The 18,130-nt window shown below is 72.5% G+C and carries 15 protein-coding genes and 1 tRNA gene; 4 read left to right on the plus strand and 12 right to left on the minus strand.

Annotation, left to right across the window (positions count from 1 at the left end):
• The 4 genes from R7226_RS02110 to R7226_RS02125 all read right to left on the minus strand — a co-directional run.
• Positions 1 to 952: protein kinase domain-containing protein (locus R7226_RS02110; RefSeq protein ID WP_318595376.1), on the minus strand; the 952-nt coding region annotated here is incomplete at its 3' end.
• A complete protein-coding gene (locus R7226_RS02115; RefSeq protein ID WP_318595377.1) occupies positions 949 to 1,542 on the minus strand; it encodes a hypothetical protein in 594 nt (197 codons plus the stop codon). The genes R7226_RS02110 and R7226_RS02115, both read right to left, overlap by 4 nt.
• 48 nt (positions 1,543 to 1,590) lie before the next feature.
• A complete protein-coding gene (locus R7226_RS02120; RefSeq protein ID WP_318595378.1) occupies positions 1,591 to 2,322 on the minus strand; it encodes a metallophosphoesterase family protein in 732 nt (243 codons plus the stop codon).
• 78 nt (positions 2,323 to 2,400) lie between these two features.
• Positions 2,401 to 2,709: a DUF3467 domain-containing protein gene (locus R7226_RS02125; RefSeq protein WP_304725624.1), complete on the minus strand. Its 309-nt coding sequence runs from the start codon at positions 2,707 to 2,709 to the stop codon at positions 2,401 to 2,403.
• A gap of 19 nt (positions 2,710 to 2,728) precedes the next feature.
• Between R7226_RS02125 and R7226_RS02130 the strand changes: the two genes are divergently transcribed.
• Positions 2,729 to 3,133 carry a 23S rRNA (pseudouridine(1915)-N(3))-methyltransferase RlmH gene (locus tag R7226_RS02130; protein WP_318595379.1) on the plus strand — a complete coding sequence of 135 codons (405 nt, stop codon included), beginning with the start codon at positions 2,729 to 2,731 and terminating at the stop codon, positions 3,131 to 3,133.
• A 69-nt stretch (positions 3,134 to 3,202) separates the two neighbouring features.
• On the opposite strand, the gene R7226_RS02135 is transcribed toward R7226_RS02130, so the two are convergent.
• From R7226_RS02135 to R7226_RS02145, 3 genes are all read right to left on the minus strand, one after another.
• Positions 3,203 to 5,380: a PQQ-binding-like beta-propeller repeat protein gene (locus tag R7226_RS02135; protein WP_318595380.1), complete on the minus strand. Its 2,178-nt coding sequence runs from the start codon at positions 5,378 to 5,380 to the stop codon at positions 3,203 to 3,205.
• A gap of 22 nt (positions 5,381 to 5,402) precedes the next feature.
• Positions 5,403 to 7,538 carry a PQQ-binding-like beta-propeller repeat protein gene (locus R7226_RS02140; protein ID WP_318595381.1) on the minus strand — a complete coding sequence of 712 codons (2,136 nt, stop codon included), beginning with the start codon at positions 7,536 to 7,538 and terminating at the stop codon, positions 5,403 to 5,405.
• A gap of 118 nt (positions 7,539 to 7,656) precedes the next feature.
• On the minus strand, positions 7,657 to 11,046 hold the full coding sequence (locus tag R7226_RS02145) for a DUF3616 domain-containing protein (protein ID WP_318595382.1): 3,390 nt from the start codon (positions 11,044 to 11,046) through the stop codon (positions 7,657 to 7,659).
• Positions 11,047 to 11,248: 202 nt separating this feature from the next.
• On the opposite strand from R7226_RS02145, the gene argS reads away from it, so the two are divergent.
• On the plus strand, positions 11,249 to 12,970 hold the full coding sequence (argS, locus tag R7226_RS02150; protein WP_318595383.1) for an arginine--tRNA ligase: 1,722 nt from the start codon (positions 11,249 to 11,251) through the stop codon (positions 12,968 to 12,970).
• Positions 12,971 to 13,006: 36 nt separating this feature from the next.
• On the opposite strand, the gene R7226_RS02155 is transcribed toward argS, so the two are convergent.
• The 3 genes from R7226_RS02155 to R7226_RS02165 are packed head-to-tail and all read right to left on the minus strand — an operon-like array spanning position 13,007 to position 14,446.
• Positions 13,007 to 13,504: a cytochrome c-type biogenesis protein CcmH gene (locus R7226_RS02155; protein ID WP_318595384.1), complete on the minus strand. Its 498-nt coding sequence runs from the start codon at positions 13,502 to 13,504 to the stop codon at positions 13,007 to 13,009.
• A complete protein-coding gene (locus R7226_RS02160; RefSeq protein ID WP_318595385.1) occupies positions 13,501 to 14,049 on the minus strand; it encodes a TlpA family protein disulfide reductase in 549 nt (182 codons plus the stop codon). Before R7226_RS02160 ends, R7226_RS02155 begins: the two co-directional genes overlap by 4 nt.
• A 31-nt stretch (positions 14,050 to 14,080) precedes the next feature.
• The gene (locus R7226_RS02165; protein ID WP_318595386.1) at positions 14,081 to 14,446 is read right to left on the minus strand and encodes a hypothetical protein; all 366 of its coding nucleotides are present in this window, start codon (positions 14,444 to 14,446) and stop codon (positions 14,081 to 14,083) included.
• Between the two features lie 367 nt (positions 14,447 to 14,813).
• On the opposite strand from R7226_RS02165, the gene R7226_RS02170 reads away from it, so the two are divergent.
• Positions 14,814 to 14,886 (plus strand) — tRNA-Gly (locus tag R7226_RS02170).
• 151 nt (positions 14,887 to 15,037) lie between these two features.
• Positions 15,038 to 16,744, plus strand: coding sequence for an FAD-dependent oxidoreductase (locus R7226_RS02175; RefSeq protein WP_318595387.1), 1,707 nt, complete (start codon positions 15,038 to 15,040; stop codon positions 16,742 to 16,744).
• 47 nt (positions 16,745 to 16,791) lie between these two features.
• Here R7226_RS02175 and trxA read toward each other — a convergent pair whose 3' ends face one another.
• Together trxA and R7226_RS02185 are read right to left on the minus strand one after the other, a co-directional pair.
• On the minus strand, positions 16,792 to 17,244 hold the full coding sequence (gene trxA / locus R7226_RS02180) for a thioredoxin (RefSeq protein ID WP_318595388.1): 453 nt from the start codon (positions 17,242 to 17,244) through the stop codon (positions 16,792 to 16,794).
• Positions 17,245 to 17,300: 56 nt separating this feature from the next.
• Positions 17,301 to 18,107 carry a sigma-70 family RNA polymerase sigma factor gene (locus tag R7226_RS02185; RefSeq protein ID WP_318595389.1) on the minus strand — a complete coding sequence of 269 codons (807 nt, stop codon included), beginning with the start codon at positions 18,105 to 18,107 and terminating at the stop codon, positions 17,301 to 17,303.
• Positions 18,108 to 18,130: the final 23 nt, after the last annotated feature.

The following is an 18,130-nucleotide window of genomic DNA, read 5'->3' on the forward strand; positions in this document are numbered from 1 at the left end:
CGCCGGTCGGCTCGCGCTGCTCGGAGGCGGCCGCCGCGGCAGCGGCAGCGGCTGCCCCGCCGCGCAGCACGCGCGTCGCGGCGGTGCCGGCCGGCAGGTGGGCGGTCTGGTCGGTCGCGGTCACCGGCGAGATGCCGCGGGCACCGGCGCGCAGCGCGCGGCCGAATGCCTCGGCGTCGGCGGGGCGACCGTCCGGCTCCAGCGCAAGCGCCATCGCGACCGCCTGCGACAGCGTCGCCGGCACGTCCGGGTTGAGGTCCTCGAGCCGCAGCGGCGCCTCGCGCTGCTGCTTGAGTGCCAGCTCCGACAGCGAGGTCGCCTCGTACGGCAGGCGGCCCGACAGCAGCTGGTAGGCGACGACGCCGAGCGAGTAGATGTCGGCGCGCGGGCCCGACTCCTCGCCGCGCGCCTGCTCGGGCGCCAGGTAGGCGGCGGTGCCGAGCACCGAGCCGACCTGCGTGATGCTCGACTGCTCGGTCGCCTTCGCGATCCCGAAGTCGGCGAGCTTGACGACGCCGTCCTGCGAGCGCAGCAGGTTGCCCGGCTTCACGTCGCGGTGCACGACGCCGTTGCGGTGGGCGTAGTCGAGACCGCGACAGGCCTGCACGAGGATCTCGACCGCCTCCTCGACGTCGAGGTGCCCGCGCTCCCTCAGCAGCTCCGCGCACGACTGCCCCTGCACGTACTCCATCACGATGAAGTGCTGGTGCTGGGCCTCGTCGAGGCCGAAGTCGAAGACCTGCACGACGTTGGGGTGGACCAGCCGCGCCGCCGCCAGCGCCTCGCGGCGGAAGCGCGAGACGAACGACGGATCGTCGGCGAGGTGCTCGGCGAGCAGCTTGACGGCGACGTAGCGCTCCAGCCGGCGGTCGAAGGCGAGCTGGACGGTCGACATGCCGCCGATCCCCAGCCGCCGCTCCAGCTCGTAGCGCCCTGCGATCGCCTGGCTCACGGCGTCCCTCCCTGTCCGGGCGCGAGCGCGCCGCCGGGGTTGCCCTGATTGACGTCGGGCTGGCTCGGGTCGCCCGTGTCGCCCGTGTCGGGCGGCGTTTCGCCGCCGGTGTCGGGCGGCGTCGTACCGCCGCCGGTGTCCGGCGGGGTCGTGGTGCCGCCGCCGGTGTCGGGCGGCGTCGTCGGCGTCGTCTCCGGCGGGGTCGTCGGCGTCGTCACCGGCGGCTCGACCGGCGTCGTCTCGGCCGGGGTGGTGGTGGCCGGCGTCGTCGGCGTCGTCTCGGGCGTCGTGACGACGGTCGTCGGAATCGTCTCCTGATCGCACTCGACGACCAGCTCCTCCAGCGTCGAGGCACCCTGGCGCAGCCCGCGGATCAGTCTTCTGTCGACGCTCGCGGCGCTGAGACCGGCGACCTCGTCGCCGAATCTCGCCGCGGCCGCCTGGGCACGGGTCACATCGCCGCCCTGGCAGGCAGCGGAGACGCCATCGAGGGCGGTGCTGAGCTTGTTCGCCTGATCGCCGGGAAGGAGACCGTTGCTGTCCCCGCACGCGACGAAGATGGCGGCGGCGCAGCCCAGCACGCCGATCAAGATGGCTTTGGAAGCACGGCTGACGGCAAAGCGCATCGACCCACCATCCTACTGGCCGTGCGCGAGACGGTCGGCCAGCGAGTCCGGCAGGCGCTCCCGGCGGATCGCGGCGGCCGCCGCGGCGACGTCGTATTCGGTGCGGTGGAAGGCCGCCGTCCAGGCGTCGGTGTCGAGCAGCAGCCAACCGGCGCGCGGGTCGCCGTCGCGCGGCTGGCCGACGCTGCCGGGGTTCAGCAGCCACTCGCCGTCGGCGAGGTCGAGCAGGTCGCCGTCGAGGCGCTTCTCGCCGGTCGCCGCTCTGCCGGCGCCGCGCGTATAGGAGAGCGCCACGTGCGAATGGCCGATGCACGCGACTCTGTGGCGCAGAACGTCGAAGCAGAGCTCCGCTTGGAGCGGCGAGAGGACGTATTCCCAGACCGGGTCGCGCGGGCTGGCGTGGTAGAGCCCGACGGCCTCGTCGAGCTTCTGCGACTCGAGGCCGCGCAGGTAGTCGAGCGCGTCGGCGGCGATCGTCTCCTGGGTCCAGCGGGCGGCCAGCGCCGCGCCGGCCGAGAACTCGTCGAGCGGGATGTCGCCGCGCACGGCGAGGTCGTGGTTGCCGGCGAGCGAGACGGTCGCGTAGCGGCGGATCAGCGCGACGCAGGCGTCGGGATCGGCGCCGTAGCCGACGAGGTCGCCGAGGCACCACAGCTCGTCGGCCGTGACCGCCTCGACGGCGTCGAGCACGGCTTCGAGGGCCTGACGATTGCCGTGGATGTCGGAGACGACGGCGACGCGCATGGACGCGGAGTCTTACGCAGCGCGCCGGTCTGGCGCGTTGGTGCCACCTCTACAAGGAGGCGGGCGTGAGCTGGCGGGCTACTGCTCGCCGCGCGGGTCTTCGGGACCACCGAACTCGGGCAGGTTCTTGATGCCCTCGCTCGTCTGCCACTTCGAGTAGTTGTCCTCCATCGCGTCGATCAGCTCACGCATGAAGCGCGGCGACAGATTGACGCGAGAGACGACCACGCCCGGGATCTCGTCGTCGTCGACCTCATGGTCGACACGAGCGAACGTGACGGTGAACTCATACTCCGAGTGGCTCACGTTTGCGAAGTTCGAATACACCCCCGCCATGATGTCTGGCGAGAAGTGGATGTTGATGTGGCGCTCTCGGTCGTCGTCCATGGGGCCTAGTATCGCAGTCGTGCGCATCATCGTCCTGGCCGTCGGCAAGCTGCGGCCCCCCTTTGCAGACGACGTCCAGCACTACCAGAAGCTGCTCGCGCGCCATGCCCGCGTGGAGCTCGTGGAGGTGCGTGAGGACGAGCAGGTCTCCAGACGCATTCCCGAGCGCGCGTACGTCTCGCTGCTCGACATCGGCGGCCAGTCGTACGACTCGGTCGAGTTCAGCCGTTTCCTGGAGGATCGGCGCCAAGGCGGGCGCGACGTCTGCTTCGTCGTCGGCGGCCCGTACGGCCTTCAGATCGAGGCCGATCACAGACTGTCGCTCGGCAGGCTGACGCTGCCGCACCAGCTCGCGCGCGTCGTGCTGCTGGAGCAGATCTACCGCGGCCACAAGATCCTCGCGAACGAGCCGTACCACTACTGAGCAGCGCCGCGGCGGGACCGCGGCGGCGGTCGCGCCGAAGCGCGACCGCCGCCGGGCACGTCCCGTCGGTCAGCCGTCGAAGCGGGCGTAGCCGGAGGCCGGCACCGCGCCGGCGTTCCGCAGCTCGCCGCCGACGTCGAGCCGGTCGCCGGCGAGGCTGAGCGCCATCGCACCGGCGTGGTAGCTCCAGACCGCCGGCGTCCACGCGTCGTAGGCGCCGGTCGTGGTGTCTATCGCGCGCACACCGTTGAACGTGCTGTACAGCGTCGTTCCGTCGAGCACCAGCGCCTCGCTGATGTCGTCGATGCTCGACCCGGCGGCGAAACCGGTGTCGGCAGCGCCGCTGGTCGCGTCGAGCGCGGCGAGGCCGTAGCCGGAGCCGCCGGCGCTGATGAACTGCCCGCCGACGTAGACAGTCGCCCCGTTCGCGACGATCGAGTTGACGCGGCCCGGTCTCGGCGCCGGCCCGAACGGACCTCTCGGTATCGGTCTGCCGGTCACCGTCGGGCTGAACGACAGCAGCGTCGCGTCGTCGCTGTCGAAGGCGGCCAGGCGCGTGCGCGTCTGCCCACCGACGCCGTCGAAGAGTCCGCCGGCGTAGACCGTCCCGCCGTCCTCGTCGAGCGCGTAGACGCCCGGGATCAGCGGATCCTCGTATATCGGCGTCGGCACGGGGATCGGCGAGGTGTGGGGTCCTGACCAGGTGATGTCCGCCGCGAACGGCGTGAGGCTGCCGTCGCTCGTCTCGAAGGCGGCGAGCCAGGTCCGTCTGTCGCCGTCGACGGCGGTGAAGGTGCCGCCGGCGTAGAGGCGCCCGTCGCCGATCGTCAGCGCGCGGACCGCGCCGCCGGTGACCTCGGGATCCCACGACAGCAGCGAGCCGTTCGTGCCGTCTATCGCGGCGAGACGGCTGCGCGGCTGGCCGCCGAACTCGGTGAACTCGCCGCCGGCGACGACGGTCGTGCCGTCGACCGCGAGCGCCCGCACCATGCCGTTGGGGTTCGGGGACCACGGCAGCACCTTCCCGTCGCCGTCGAGCGCCGCGACGTTGTCGCGCTTGACGCCGCCGACGCTGGCGAACTGCCCGCCGACGTAGACGTGGTCGCCGGTCGGGACGATCGCGCTGACCTGTCCCGCGGTGCGCACGTGCCACGGCAGCAGTCTCTCGGTCGTCGTGTCGAACGCCGCGAGGCGGTAGCGCTCGCTGCCGTCGATCGCGGTGAAGCCGCCGCCGACGACGAGGTTGGTGCCGGAGATCGCGAGCGAGTGAACCTTCTGCCCGGCGTCCGGCGCCCAGCTGCTCAGCGTCCCGCTGCTCGCGTCGATCGCCGCGAGGCCGTGCCGGGTCTGACCGCCGACCTCCCAGAACGTCCCGCCGACGTAGACGGTCGAGCTGGTCGCCGCGATCGCCATGACGTCGTAGGTCACGCTCGGCGGATCCCACGCGGTCGCGTCGCCGGTGAGCGGATCGAGCGCGGCGAGACCGCCGCGCGTGGCTCCGCCGACCGCGGTGAAGCTGCCCGCCGCATAGACGACGCCGTTGGCGGCCGCGAGCTTGCCGACGCGGCCGTCCACGCCGGGATCCCAGGCGGTCAGCGTTCCGCTGCCGTCGTACGCGGCGAGGCCGTCGCGGGGAGTCCCGTCGACGTCGTCGAAGCTGCCGGCGACGTAGAGCGTCGATCCGTCGCTCTCGAGCTCGTCGACGCCGTCGAACTCGCCGATGCCCGGATCCCAGCCGGTGTCGCCACCGTCGGTCGCTCTGAGCGCGCGGAAGCCGGAGCTGGAGGCCTCGATGTAGAGACGGGATCCGACGACGGCCAGGTCATGGACGGACGAGTCTTCGAGGTTCGCATCCCAGCCCGCGTCGACGGTGCCGTCCGATCTGATGTGCGCGACCCCCTGACGGGCGAGCCCGCCGACGTGCGTGATCTCGCCGGCGACGAAGACGCCGCCGCTGCCGTCGGCGACCGCCTCGTAGACCTCGCCGACGACCTGCGGGTATCTGGCGGCGATCGCGCCGCCTCTGGTGAACGGGACGCCGGCGCCGGTCTGCGGGCCGACGTAGTCGAAGTCGCCGCCGAGCACGGTCTTGCCGTCGACCTGCGCGATCGCGCGGACGCGGCCGTTGGTCACGTCGGCGCCGGTGTCGGCGGTGAGGCTGCGCGCCGCCGCGCCGGTGGCGCCGGGCGCGAGCAGCAACAGCGTCGCCGCGGCGCCGACCAGCCACCCTCGTGTGGTCTTGCTCATGTCAATGATCCTCTCTGTCGCGTCAGTCGGGGAAGCGGGCGTAGCCGGAGGTCGGCGAGAGGCCGATCGAGGCGAAGCTGCCGCCGACGTCGAGGCGCGTCCCCGCGAGGCTCAGCGCGTGCACCTCGCTGTAGGGGGAGACGTCCCATGTCGTGAGGCCGGTTGTCAGGTCGATCGCCCGCAGCGACTCGGTCGCGAGGTAGAGCGTCGAGCCGTCGAGCAGCATCACGTTGGTCGAGAAGGCAGAGCTCGGGAGCGTCCCCGATCTCGCTCCGGTGACGGCGTCGAGCGCGGCCGCGTTGGCCTGGTCGCCGGCGCCCGTCGTGAAGCGGCCACCGACGTAGACTGACCCGCCGCCGGCCTGCAGCGTGTAGATGCGGCCCTGCGGGATCGGTCTGCCGTCGCCGATCGCCTCCGGGTCCCACGGCAGCAGCGATCCGTCGTCGACGTCGACGGCCGCGAGGCTCCACCGTCTGACGCCGTCGACCTCTTCGAACAGGCCGCCGAGGTAGAGCGCGCCGTCGAGCACTGCGAGTGCTCTCACGCCCGTGATCGGCGCGCCGCCACCGCGGCCGAAGCTGACGTCGACCGACCACGGGGTCAGTCTGCCGTCGGCGAGGTCGAAGGTGGCCAGACCGCTGCGCGGCTGTCCGTCGATCGCTCTGAACCAGCCGCCCGTGTAGAGCCGGCCGTCATGCGCCAGCAGCGAGTAGACGTAGCCGTCGACCGACGGCGCCCAGCTCAGCAGCGAGCCGCTGCTCGTGTCGAAGGCGGCCAGCCCTCTGCGCGGCTGGCCGGCGACGGTCGTGAAGAACCCGCCGGCGGCGAGCCGCGATCCGTCGCGTTCGAGCGCCTGGACGGTGTTGTCGGGGTCAGGCGCCCACGGCAGCAGTCTGCCGGCGGCGTCGAGCGCCGCGAGGTTGTGGCGGATCGTGCCGCCGACGCTGTGGAAGTCGCCGCCGAGGTAGATGTGTCTGCCCGTCGCGGCGACGGCCCGGACATCGCCGCTGGCGGCGACGTTCCACGGCAAGAGGGCGTCGGCGCCGTCGAAGGCGGCGACGCGCAGCCGCGCCTGGCCGGCGATCTCGGTGAAGCTGCCGCCGACGACGAGGTTGTCGTCGGCCAGTGCGAGCGTCGAGATGCGGCCGTTCGGGTTCGGGTCCCAGCTGCGCAGCGTCCCGTCGTCGGCGTCCAGCGCGGCCAGCCCTCTGCGCGGCTGTCCGTCGACGGTCGTGAAGTCGCCGGAGGCGTAGATCGTCGTGCCGCGCGCCTGCAGCAGGCTGATCGAGTGGTTGACGTTCGGCCACCAGCCGAGGTACCGCTCCCCGGTCGTCGCGTCGTACGCGAGCGCGTCGGTGGTGAGGCTGAACGGACCCGGTCTGAGGCTGCCGGCGAGGTAGACCCGGCCGGCAGCCGTGGCGATCGAGCTGACCTCGCCGCTGAGGTCGACCGGCGACCAGGCGGTGAGCGCCCCGGTCGACGTGTCGACCGCGGCGATGCCCGGCCGCGGCTGACCGGCGATGGTCGTGAAGCTGCCGCCGACGTAGAGCGTCGAGCCCTCGAGCTGCAGCGCGTCGACGAGCGATCCGGCAAATCTGCTGGAGGGCGCGGGATCCCAGCTCGTCGCGGCTCCGGTCGCCACGTCGATCGCGGCCAGCCCTCTGCGCGGCTGCCCGCCGACGGTGGTGAAGTAGCCGGCGGCGTAGAGCGTCGACCCGTCCCGCACGAGTCTCGTGAGGAAGCCGTTGGGCGCCGGGTTCCAGCTGCTGTCGAAGGAGCCGTCCGCTCTGATGTGAACGAGGTAGCGCCCTCTCGTGTTGACGCCGCCGACGCTGTCGAGTCTGCCGCCGACGAAGACGCCGCCGGCGCCGTCGTCGACCGCCACCTCGATCCAGCCGGTCACCTGCGCGTAGCCCGATCTGAGCGGCACGCCCGCTCTCGTGAAGGGCACGCCGGCGCCCGTCGCGGCGCCGACATAGTCGAAGTCGCCCCCGAGCACGGTGTTGCCGCCGACCTGCTCGATCGCGTAGACCGTGCCGTCGGTGACGTCGACGCCGGACTGCGGCGTCGTGTCGCGGGCGGAGGCCGTCGCGCTGAACAGCAGCGCCGCAAGGGCGGCGAGTGCTGTCGCGATCCGTCGCTGCCTGAACCTGCTCATGGCACCGAATCCCCTTTCGGTGTGAGGTGTATGGAGGCGCGCCGGTCCCCTGGCGCACGCCCGACGCTAGTCGAGCGCGCGGCCAGGGGCTAGCAATGCACAGGTATCTGTGGTGCTGTCAGCGGTGGACGCGCACGAGGACCGTGCGCGTCACCTGGCGGCCTCCGATCGTCAGGCGGATCTGCACGCGGTGGCTGCCGACGGCGGCGTTGGCGCCGACCTTCAGCTGGATGCTCAGCGTGCGGCTTCTGCCCGCACGCAGACCGCTCACGCGCAGCGCGGGAGCGGTGCCGGCCCGCAGCGCTCTCGGCGTCCGCAGCGATGCGGTCGCGCGCGCGAGCGTCGCGGTGGAGGCGTTGCGGACGGTGAAGGAGATCCGCGCGCTGCGACCGCGCCGGACAGCCGTTCTCGACTGCCCTGAGAGCAGCTCGATCGCGCCGTCTCTGCCGGCCGCGCCCTGCTCGCCGCGGTCGCCCTTCTCGCCCTTGTCGCCCTTCCCTCCGGCGGCGCCGTCTCTGCCGTTGGTGCCGTCTCTGCCATTGGCGCCGTTGTCGCCTCTGGCGCCGGCCGCGCCGGCGTCGCCCTTGGCACCGTTCGCGCCGGTGTCGCCCTTGGCGCCGGTGTCGCCCTTGGCGCCGGTGTCGCCTCTGTCGCCCTTGGCGCCGTCGTCACCCGTCGGGCCGGTCGGCCCCTGGCCGCCGTCCGCGCCTCTCTCGCCGTCAGCACCTCTCTCGCCCTGCTCACCTCTCGGGCCGGCAGGCAGCTCCGTGCTGGTGGCGCTCAGCGCGATCGTCGCGGCGCCGCCGGCGACGTTGCCCTCGAGCCGCAGCGTCGCGGTCGAGGTGACGCTCGCACGCGATGGCGCGTAGCGGACGAGCAGCTTGCAGGTGCCGTCGGGGCCGAGCACGCGGCCGCGGCAGCGGTCGTCGGCGACGATGAACTCGCCGAGCGAGCCCTCGTCGCCGGCGTCGACGTTGACCTCGCCGAGCTTCAGCAGCTGCGCGCCGCCGTTGGTGACGGTGACCGTCTGCGCCGCGCCGATCGTGCCGGCCGCCTGCGCCGGGAAGGTCGGGGCGGTGGCGTTCGCCTCGGCGCCGACGCGGCCGCTCAGCGTGAAGCTGTCGAGCCGCGCCTTCTTGTGGCGCGGGTCGCCGTTGTCCTTGTTGTCGCCGCCGCCGTAGAGGCGGTCGTAGCCCTGGTCCATGATCAGCTTCAGCTCGGCGCCCGGGGTCAGCGTCGCCGGCACCTCGCCGATCCCCTCCCACGAGCCCTGGCCGTCCGAGAACGGCTCGGCGCTCGGGGGCAGCGCGGTCGTCAGCTTGACCGGTCTGTCCTCGCGGCGGCCGGTCCAGCTGAAGAGCGCCTGCTCGACGCTGCTGGTCTTCTTGCCGCCGAGGATCAGGTACTGGCCGGCCGCGTTCTTGCGCAGCTCGCGGATCGTCATGCCGTCGAGGTCGAGCAGGATCGGCTCGTCGAAGACCGCTCTCGTGCCGTCGCCCTTGGTCAGCAGGTCGGCGTTCAGCAGCGGCACGATCACCGCGCGCGTGCCCGCGGGCGTCGTGATCAGCGGTGAGCGGAAGCCGAGGTAGAGCGTGCTGGTCGAGTCCGGCGCGAACTCGGCGCCCTCGAGGTTGAAGCCGTTGGGAGCGTCCGGCAGCACGCCGCTCGCCGTGCCGTTGAGGAAGCCGAGCCGGTTGTCGTTGGCGACGTCCCAGGCGACGAGGTCGGCGCGCAGGCCGCCGTACGCCTGGCCGACGCGGGTGACGTTCGCGTTCTTGCCGCTGCCCGTGACCCTCGTCTCGATCAGCGTGTAGCGCGACGTCTCGATCTGGCCGGCCTTGCGGTTGCCGTGCGAGCCGAGCCAGTAGATCGCGCTGCCGGCGCGCGCCGAGGACTCGAAGTCGATCTCGCCGCCGCCGTCGGCCGACGGACCGATGTTGAACTCTCTGACCGCCTCGCCGGAGACGGAGCTGTCGTAGAGGCGGACGATGTCCTGCTCGTCGTCGGCGACGACGATGTGGTCTCTGCCGACGCCGATCGCGGTCGAGGCGTCGCCGCCGCCCATCAGCACGCGGCTCGTCGGCGTCGTCGCGTTGGACGCTGCGTAGCTGAGGTCGACCGTTCTCGTCTTGCCGTCGAGGCCGGTCGCGGTCAGCGTGATCGTGGCGAGACCTCTGCCGACGGGCTCGAACGAGACGGTGCGGGTCGCGCCGCCGCCCGTGACTCTGATGCCCGAGCTGGGGATCACGCCGGGCGCGTTCGAGCTGGCGGTGACCGCGATCTCGCCGGGCGTGGCCGGGTCGCCGTACTGGTCCGCCTGGCGGACGGTGACGTTGACTGTGGGGTTGGTCGGGTCGCCGATGACGCTCGACTGGCTCGGCTTGTCGAGCGTGATCGTCGGCGTCGCGGCGCCGGCGGGATCGGCTGTGCCGGTGACGGCGACGAGCTGCGGGTTGATCGTGCCGCTGAGGCTGCCCTTGACGTCGATCGCCGGCAGCAGCGCGCCGGTCGGCAGGTCGACGGTCACGAGCGTGCTGGTGCCGAAGCCGCCGACGGCGGCGATGCTGCCGCGCGGCGCGAGCGCGAGGCCGCGAACGTTGCTCAGGCTGCCCAGCTCGGAGTATCTGAACGCTCTCGTCGCGATGTCGACGGTGATGATCCGGTTGGTGCCGCCGCCCTGAAGCGCGTGCAGCGTTCTGCCGTCTCTGGAGGCCACGAGGTTCAGCGGCGCCACGTAATACTGCACCTCGCCGATCGAGATCGGCGCGCCGGCGACGCCGGTCGCGGTGTCGACGGGGACGATCCCGACCAGGTCGTTCACCTGCGCCGCCTGACCCTGCTGGACCCAGAGCGTCGCGCCGTCGGGGCTCATCGCGAACTGCGCCGGGCGGCCGGGGAAGGTGAGCGCGACGCCGACGGTGCCGGCCGCGAGGTCGACCGTGCGCAGCGAGCCGCCGGAGATGATCCACGCCGTTCTGCTGTCGTTGGAGACCGCGATCGCGCCGGCGACGGCTTCGCCGACGGCGATCGGCGTGCCGAAGACCGGCGTCGCGCCGCTGACGTCGACCGGCAGCAGGTTCTGGCCGGCCGCGATCAGCAGCGTTCTGCCGTCGGGCGTGATCTGCGCGCCGGTGATTCTGCGCGCCGCCGCCGTCAGGGTCGGATCGGTGAACTGCGTCGAGGCGGTCTTCGTCGCCGTGTCGATGATCGAGACGTACGGCGTGCGCGAGAGCTGGTCGGTGACGACGTAGAGCTTGCTGCCGTCGGGGGAGGGGACGAGCGCTCTGGCGGCGGCGTTGCCGGTCGAGATCGCGGTGCCGACCGTGCTCGTCGCGAGGTCGGTCGGGATCACCAGCGCGCTGCTCGGGCCGCCGGTCAACCAGGCGGTCGAGGCACCGGCCGGCGCGGCGGCGAGCGCCGCCAGCAGACCGGCCGCGCTGAGCGCGGCGAGCGATCTGGACAGGCGGAACTGCACCCGGCCGCGACGCGGCGGGAGGGGGCGATGCATCTGCGTCTCCTCGATGGATCGATGGGAAACGCTGACTTTCCTGGCGCAAAACCGCTCATTAGTGATTCCCTTGTGAGAACGCTGTGACGGTTTGGGGCCGGCTGGTGAAGTCATTGTTATGACACCGGCGACGGGCTCGGATCCCTACTCGCGCGCGGGCGCGTGGACGCGGCGCGGCCGGCGTGGGGATACCCTCCGACTCGTGACCCCGCTCCAGCACCTCAGAGCCGCCGTCGAAGAGGCCTCCGCCGCGCTGCGCGGCGACGGTGCCGCGGCCGGCGGCACAGCACCGACCGTCGAGCGCCCCAGACGCGAGGGCTTCGGCGACTACTCGACCAACGCCGCGATGCTGCTGGCGCCGAGCGTCGGCAAGCCGCCGCGCGAGATCGCCGAGCTGCTCGGCGCCGCGCTGCAGCAGCGGCTGGGCGCGGCGCTGGAGCGCTACGAGGTCGCCGGGCCGGGCTTCCTCAACCTCTTCCTCGCCGACGGCTGGTACGGCGGCGCGCTGGAGCACGTGCTCGACGCCGGCGAGCGCTTCGGCGCCGGCGGCGCCACGGCGCCGGAGAGAATCCTCGTCGAGTTCGTCAGCGCCAACCCGACCGGGCCGGTCGTCGCCGCCAGCGGCCGCCACGCCGCCTTCGGCGACGCGCTCGCGCGGATCCTCGAGTTCCACGGGCATGAGATCGCGCGCGAGTACTACCTCAACGACGCCGGCTCGCAGGTCAGAAAGCTCGGCGAGTCGGTGCGCGCGCGGGCGCGCGGCGAGGACGTGCCGGAGGGCGGCTACGAGGGCGACTACGTGATCGAGCTGGCGGCCGAGATCCCCGGCGCAGCCGATGGCGACCCCGACGAGCTGGCGACGATCGCGGTCGGGCTGATGTACGAGCGGATCAAGGCGACGCTGACGCGCTACGGCGTGGAGTACGACCGCTTCTTCAGCGAGAAGTCGCTCTACGACGGCGATCCCAGCCCGGTCCAGCAGGCGCAGGCGCGGCTGGAGCAGCTCGGCCACACCTACCGCCACGAGGGCGCGCTGTGGCTGCGCACGACGAGCTTCGGTGACGACAAGGACCGCGTGCTCGAACGCTCCAACGGCGAGCCGACCTACTTCGCCTCCGACGTCGCCTACATGGAGAGCAAGCGCGAGCGCGGCTTCGAGCGCCAGCTGAACGTCTTCGGCGCCGACCACCACGGCTACGTCGCCCGCCTGAAGGCGGCGATGGAGGAGCTCGGCGGCGATCCGGAGAAGCTGGAGATCCTGATCATGCGGCTCGTGCACTTCGTCGAGGGCGGCGAGCGCGAGAAGATGTCCAAGCGCCGTGGCGTCTTCACGACGCTCGACGAGCTGCTCGACGAGCTGGGCGTCGACGCGACCCGCTACTTCATGCTGCAGCGGACGCACGACACGTCGCTCGACCTCGACCTCGACCTCGCGCGCAAGCAGTCGAGCGAGAACCCCGTGTACTACGTCCAGTACGCGCACGCGCGGATCGCCTCGATGCTGGAGAGAGCGGGGGAGACGGCGGTCGCAGCGGCGGTCGGCGGGGTCGCGGGCGGCGACGGCGGCGCGAACGGCGCTGCGGGCGCCGCGGTCGCCGGGCGCACGGAGCCGCTGGACCCGGCCGAGCGGACGCTGCTGAAGAAGCTGCTCGCCTTCCCGGACGAGATCGCCGAGGCGGCCGAGAAGCGGGCCCCGCACCGGCTGACGGCGTACGCGCTGGAGCTGGCGCAGGACTTCACCGCCTTCTACCGCGACTGCCGCGTGCTCGGCGCCGAGGGCGAGGGCGTCGAGGCGTTCCGGATCGCGCTGCTGGTCGCGACGCGGCGGACGATCGCGCGGACGCTGGCGCTGCTGGGCGTCAGCGCGCCCGACTCGATGGCGAGACTCGGCGGCGACGCCGCCGCGGCCGAGTCGAGCGCGTAGGGGCTGCCGGCGGGCGGGCTTCCGCGCGGCCGGGCCTCAGTCGTAGCGCTTGAGGTCGTCGTCGAGGCGGCGGGCGTCGGCGGCGTTCAGCTCGGGTTCGAGCGGGCCCTGCTGCGCGCCCGCGACGGCGCGCGCGTGGCGGCGCCAGCGCGGCAGGAAGAGCGCGGCGAGCACGAGGGCGGCGAGCACGACGAGCACCGGCACGAGGTAGACGGCGATGTTGAAGCCGTCGTCCTCGGGCAGGGCGAGCACCGCCTGCCCGTATTCGAGCACGAGCGCGTCCTTGATCTGCTCGCTGTCCTTGCCCTCGGCGATCAGGCTCTTGATCAGGTCGCGCTGTCTGTCGGCCTGCGGACCGCCGGCGACCGACAGCGACGTTCTGCAGGTCACGCACATGACCTGTCTCTCGATCTCGTAGAGCGAGGTCTTGGGTGCCTGCTCGGTCTCCTGCGCGAACGCGGGGGAGGCGGTGGTCAGCGCCGTCGTGCCGGCCAGCGTCAGCAGCAGCGCCGCGAGTGCGAGCAGCCGTCTCATTGCTGCCCGTCGAGCAGCGGTCTGAGGCTCTCGTCGACCCAGTCCTGCGTGATCTCCTGGCGTTCGAGCGCGGTGATGTTGCCCTGCTCGTCGATGACGAACGACTCCGGCAGGCCCTTCAGCTCGAACGCCTTCGACATTCTTCTGTCGACGTCGCGCCAGACGGGGAATCTCGCGCCGTGCTCGGCGATGAACTTGCGCGTGTCCGCGGTCGTGTCGTCGACGGCGACGCCGATCACCGTGCCGCCCTGGGCTTCGAGTGTTCTCTGGACTCTGTTGAGCAGCGGCGCCTCGCGCTCGCACGGCGGGCACCAGGAGGCGAAGAAGTTGACGAGCACGACTCTGCCTCTGTAGTCGGCGAGCGCGGCCGAGCCGTCGCCGTCGAGTCTGGCCAGCTCGATGCTGGTCGCGGCGGGCGTCTCCCCGCGTGCGAGCGCCTGGTCGATCGAGGAGTCGTCGGTCGTCTGCAGCACGCCGAAGATCAGCAGTGCGACGAGACCGATGGCGAGGACGGCGACGAGGCCGGGGACGACGAGACGGCGCATGACGTTGATTGAAGGGTAGAGGTCTTGGGGCTCAGCGCGGCGGGTCGTCGTGCGGGACGGCTTCATGAGGCGGTGCCTGCGGCGGCGGGGCGTCGTGCGGGGCGTGCACCAGCGTGCGCTCGCCGAGCGGCTCCCGCAGCGTCGCGGTCGCCTCTCGCTTGCGGCTTGCCGGCGCGGCTGCGACCTCGGAGGCGGCGCCGCCGGGCGCGGCGGCCGGCGCCCAGCGCGCGAGCACGGTGACGAAGACCTGCGATGCCGTCTCGCGCACGTCGACGCGCGCCAGCTCCATCCCCTCGGCGGTCAGCGTGCAGTGGAGGCGCAGCTCGGTCGTGCCGGCCGGCGGCGGATCGGGGTGTGGCGACCATGGAATCGAGAGGAAGCGGCCGCGCCGCTCCATAACCACCGCACTCTCACGTTCGACCTGAGGGTCAGGTGAGATGTCGTGATCGCCGCTGACATCGGCGATCTTGGCATCGTCCGTCAGCTGGGACGCGGCAGCCGGTTGCGGCGCTTCGATCGGCACTCCGGCGGGCGCTGACAGCTGTCTTCGCGGTGTAGGCAGCACGACAGACGGCGCGCCGGCGCTCGCTGCCGCTTGTCCGGAGGCCGCGAGCCGCCGCGCCGTCCGTCGCCGTGCGCCGAGCCGAACCGCCCCGCCGACGGCGAGCAGCGCGAGCAGGGCGAGGATCACGCGACGGCGCATCTGGCAAGCCTACGACCCCACGCCGCCACACCCCCGCGCTCCTGGGTAGAATCGCCCGTACGCGGATGTAGCTCAGTTGGTAGAGCGTCGGCTTCCCAAGCCGAAGGTCGCGGGTTCGAGGCCCGTCGTCCGCTTGAAACGAAAGCCCCGCGCGAGCGGGGCTTTCGGCGTTTCGGGGCCGCGCCAGGCGGCGCCCCGGTGCAGATGCGTCGCGCTGACCGATCGAACGCGCGCCGCGAGCGCCCATTTGCGACGCGCGGCCGTCCGGCCTAGGAAGCAGGAGTGATGAACCGCTCCGTCGCCGATGAGCTGCGCGAGACGCCCGATCCGCACGGCGCCTACCCGCGCCTGGGCGCAGAGCAGATTGAGCTGTTCGCAGGCGTCCCCGGCGCGGCGCGCCGTCGCACCGACGCGGGTGAGGTGCTCTATCGCGAGGGTGACCGCGACGTCGACTTCTTCGTCGTGCTCGACGGGGCGATCGCCGCGGTCGAGGGCCTCGGATCGCCGGGCGAGCGGACGGTGGGCGTCCATGGTGCCGGCCGCTTCCTCGGCGAGCTGAGCGTCGTGACCGGCGAGACAGCGTTTCTGTCCGCGGTCGTTCGCGTCCCCGCCGAGGTGCTGCGAGTCCCGGTCGAGCAGGTGCGCGAGCTCGTCACGCAGGACGTCGCGATCGGCGATCTGATCTTGCGCGCCTTCCTGCTGCGTCGCTCGCTGCTCGTCGGCCTCGGCGCCGGCTTGCGCATCGTCGGCTCGCGCTACTCGCCCGACACGCGTCGCCTGCGCCAGTTCGCGGCCCGCAACCGGTTGCCGCACAGCTGGATCGACCTCGAGCGGGACGCGGCGGCGGAGAGACTGCTGCGCGAGATGGGGATCGGCCCGGAGGAGACGCCGGTCGTGATCTGGCACGGCGAACGCGTGCTGCGCAATCCCAGCAACGAGGAGCTGGCGGAGGCGATCGGGCTGCGCGCGCCGGTCGTCCCAGGCGAGCTGTGCGACCTGGCCGTCGTCGGCGCGGGGCCGGCCGGACTGGCCGCCGCGGTGTACGGCGCCTCCGAGGGGCTCGACACGATCACGCTCGACTGCGTCGCCACCGGCGGGCAGGCGTCGACCTCTTCGCGGATCGAGAACTATCTCGGCTTCCCCGCCGGCGTGACCGGCGCCGAGCTGGCCGAGCGCGCGACGCTGCAGGCGCGCAAGTTCGGGGCGCGCATCACCGTGCCGGCACGCGCGGTCGCGCTGGAGGAGCGCGACGGTCACCACGTGCTCACGCTCGCGGACGGCGAGGAGCTGCACGCCCGCGCTGTCGTCGTCGCCAGCGGCGTCCACTACCGCAAGCTGCCGCTGGAGCGGCTGGAGGAGTTCGAGGGGACGAGCGTCCACTACGCCGCGACCGAGGTCGAGGCGCAGCTGTGCGGCGGCGACCCCGTCGCGGTCGTCGGCGGCGGCAACTCCGCCGGACAGGCGGCGCTGTTCCTCTCCCGCCGCGCCGAGCGCGTTCACCTGCTGGTGCGCGAGCCGTCGCTGGGACAGGGGATGTCGCGCTACCTCGTCGACCGGCTGCAGCGCACCGGCAACGTCGAGCTGCGCACCAACACCGAAGTCAGAGGGCTGTTCGGCGACGCGTGGCTGGAGGAGCTGGAGCTCGTGGACGACCGCACCGGCGCGCACGATCGGATCCCGGCGCGGGCGTTGTTCGTCTTCATCGGCGCCGAGCCGCGCACGCAGTGGCTCGGCCGTACGCTCGCGCTCGACGAGAAGGGTTTCGTGGTGACGGGCGCGGCGACCGGGGCGGACCTGACGTTGGAGACCAGCCTGCCCGGGGTCTTCGCGGTCGGCGACGTGCGCAGCGGTGCGATCCGCCGCGTCGCGACCGCCGTCGGCGAGGGCTCGATGGCGGTCTGGCTCGTCCACGAGCACCTCGCCCGCGACGAGGTCGTCGACCGGCTCGTGCAGGCGCCCGAGCGGCCGGCGCCTGTCGGCGTGACGTCATAGGCGTCGAGGCCCGCCGTGCCACGACGCCGCGCCTTTGTCGCCGGCGATCAACCCGATCCGGTCGCAGCCGCCGAGGCTGCCAGCTGCCCGTCGACCCAGGCGCGCAGCTGCGCGTCGGGACGGGCGCCGACCAGCCGCGCGACCTCGTCGCCGTCGCGGAACAGCACCAGCAGCGGGATGCTGCGGATCTGGAAGCGGGCCGCGATCTGCGGCGCCGCCTCCGTGTCGAGCTTGACGACCTTCAGGCGGCCGGCGTAGTCGTGGCCGATTCTCTCCACCAACGGGGAGACCATCCGGCACGGCCCGCACCAGTCGGCCCAGAAGTCGACGAGCACCGGCACCGACGCGGCGATCGCACCGTCGAAGGTCGCGTCGTCGGCGTCGACGATCCACGGCAGCGGGTGGTGGCAGACGGCGCATCGCGGGACGCCCTCGGCGACCACCGGCAGGCGGTTGCGTCTGCCGCAGTTGTCGCACGCGACGATCGGCTGTGTCGACATGGCTGATCCCTTCGAATGGTCGGTGATCTGACTCGTAGGTCGTCGCTCGCGGGTCGTCAAGCCGTCGCGGCCGCGCGCAGCTCGTCGAGCGCCACGTGCTCCAGCTGCCTGACGCGCTCAGCGCTGAGACCGACCATGCGGGCGATCTCGCGCAGCGTCCGCTCCTGCCCGTCGAGGCCGAAGCGGGCGCGCAGGATCACGCGCTCTCGCTGGCGCAGTCTCCCCATCAGCTTCAGAAGCCGGTCGCATTCGACGCGGTCCAGCACGCGGTCGAACGCCTCCGCTGCGGCTGGATCCTCGAGCGCGTGGCCGCTCGGGCGTGCCGGGCCGTCCTCGTCGCCCCACGCCGGTTCGCCCTCCAGCGCCTCCGGGACCAGCTCGACGGCGATCAGCGCCTCGATCCGCTCGCGCGTCAGCCCGGTCGCGGCAGCGAGACGGACGCTGCTCGGACCTGCGTCGTGGAGCCGCATGAAGTCGCGGCGGGCGGCGCGCATCCGCGCCAGCTCCCGCAGGCCGCGGTCGGACATCACGACCGGTCGCGCCAGTTCGGCGACGACCTGCTGCATCGCCTGGCGCACCCACCATGAGGAGTACACCCAGAAGGGCGTGCGGCGCGAGGGGTCGAACCGCCCCAGCGCGGTCAGCAAGCCGACGACGCCCGCCTGCATCAGCTCCGCGCGGTGGACGGACGTCACACCGCGGTAGAGCCGCGCGACGCTGCCGATCAGCGGCATGAAGACGTCGACCAGCTCGTCGCGCGCGCCGGTCTCTCCGCCCTGCGCGGCGAGCACCAGCGCGCGTTCGCCGTGCCGACGGCGCAGGACGCGGCGACGGCGTTCGTCGCAGCCGACAGGTGGAGCCATGCGGTGCTCCTTCGCGGGCAGGG

Origin of the sequence: Conexibacter stalactiti, from assembly GCF_033542075.1 — a bacterium.
Classification (GTDB): Bacteria; Actinomycetota; Thermoleophilia; order Solirubrobacterales; family Solirubrobacteraceae; genus Conexibacter; species Conexibacter stalactiti.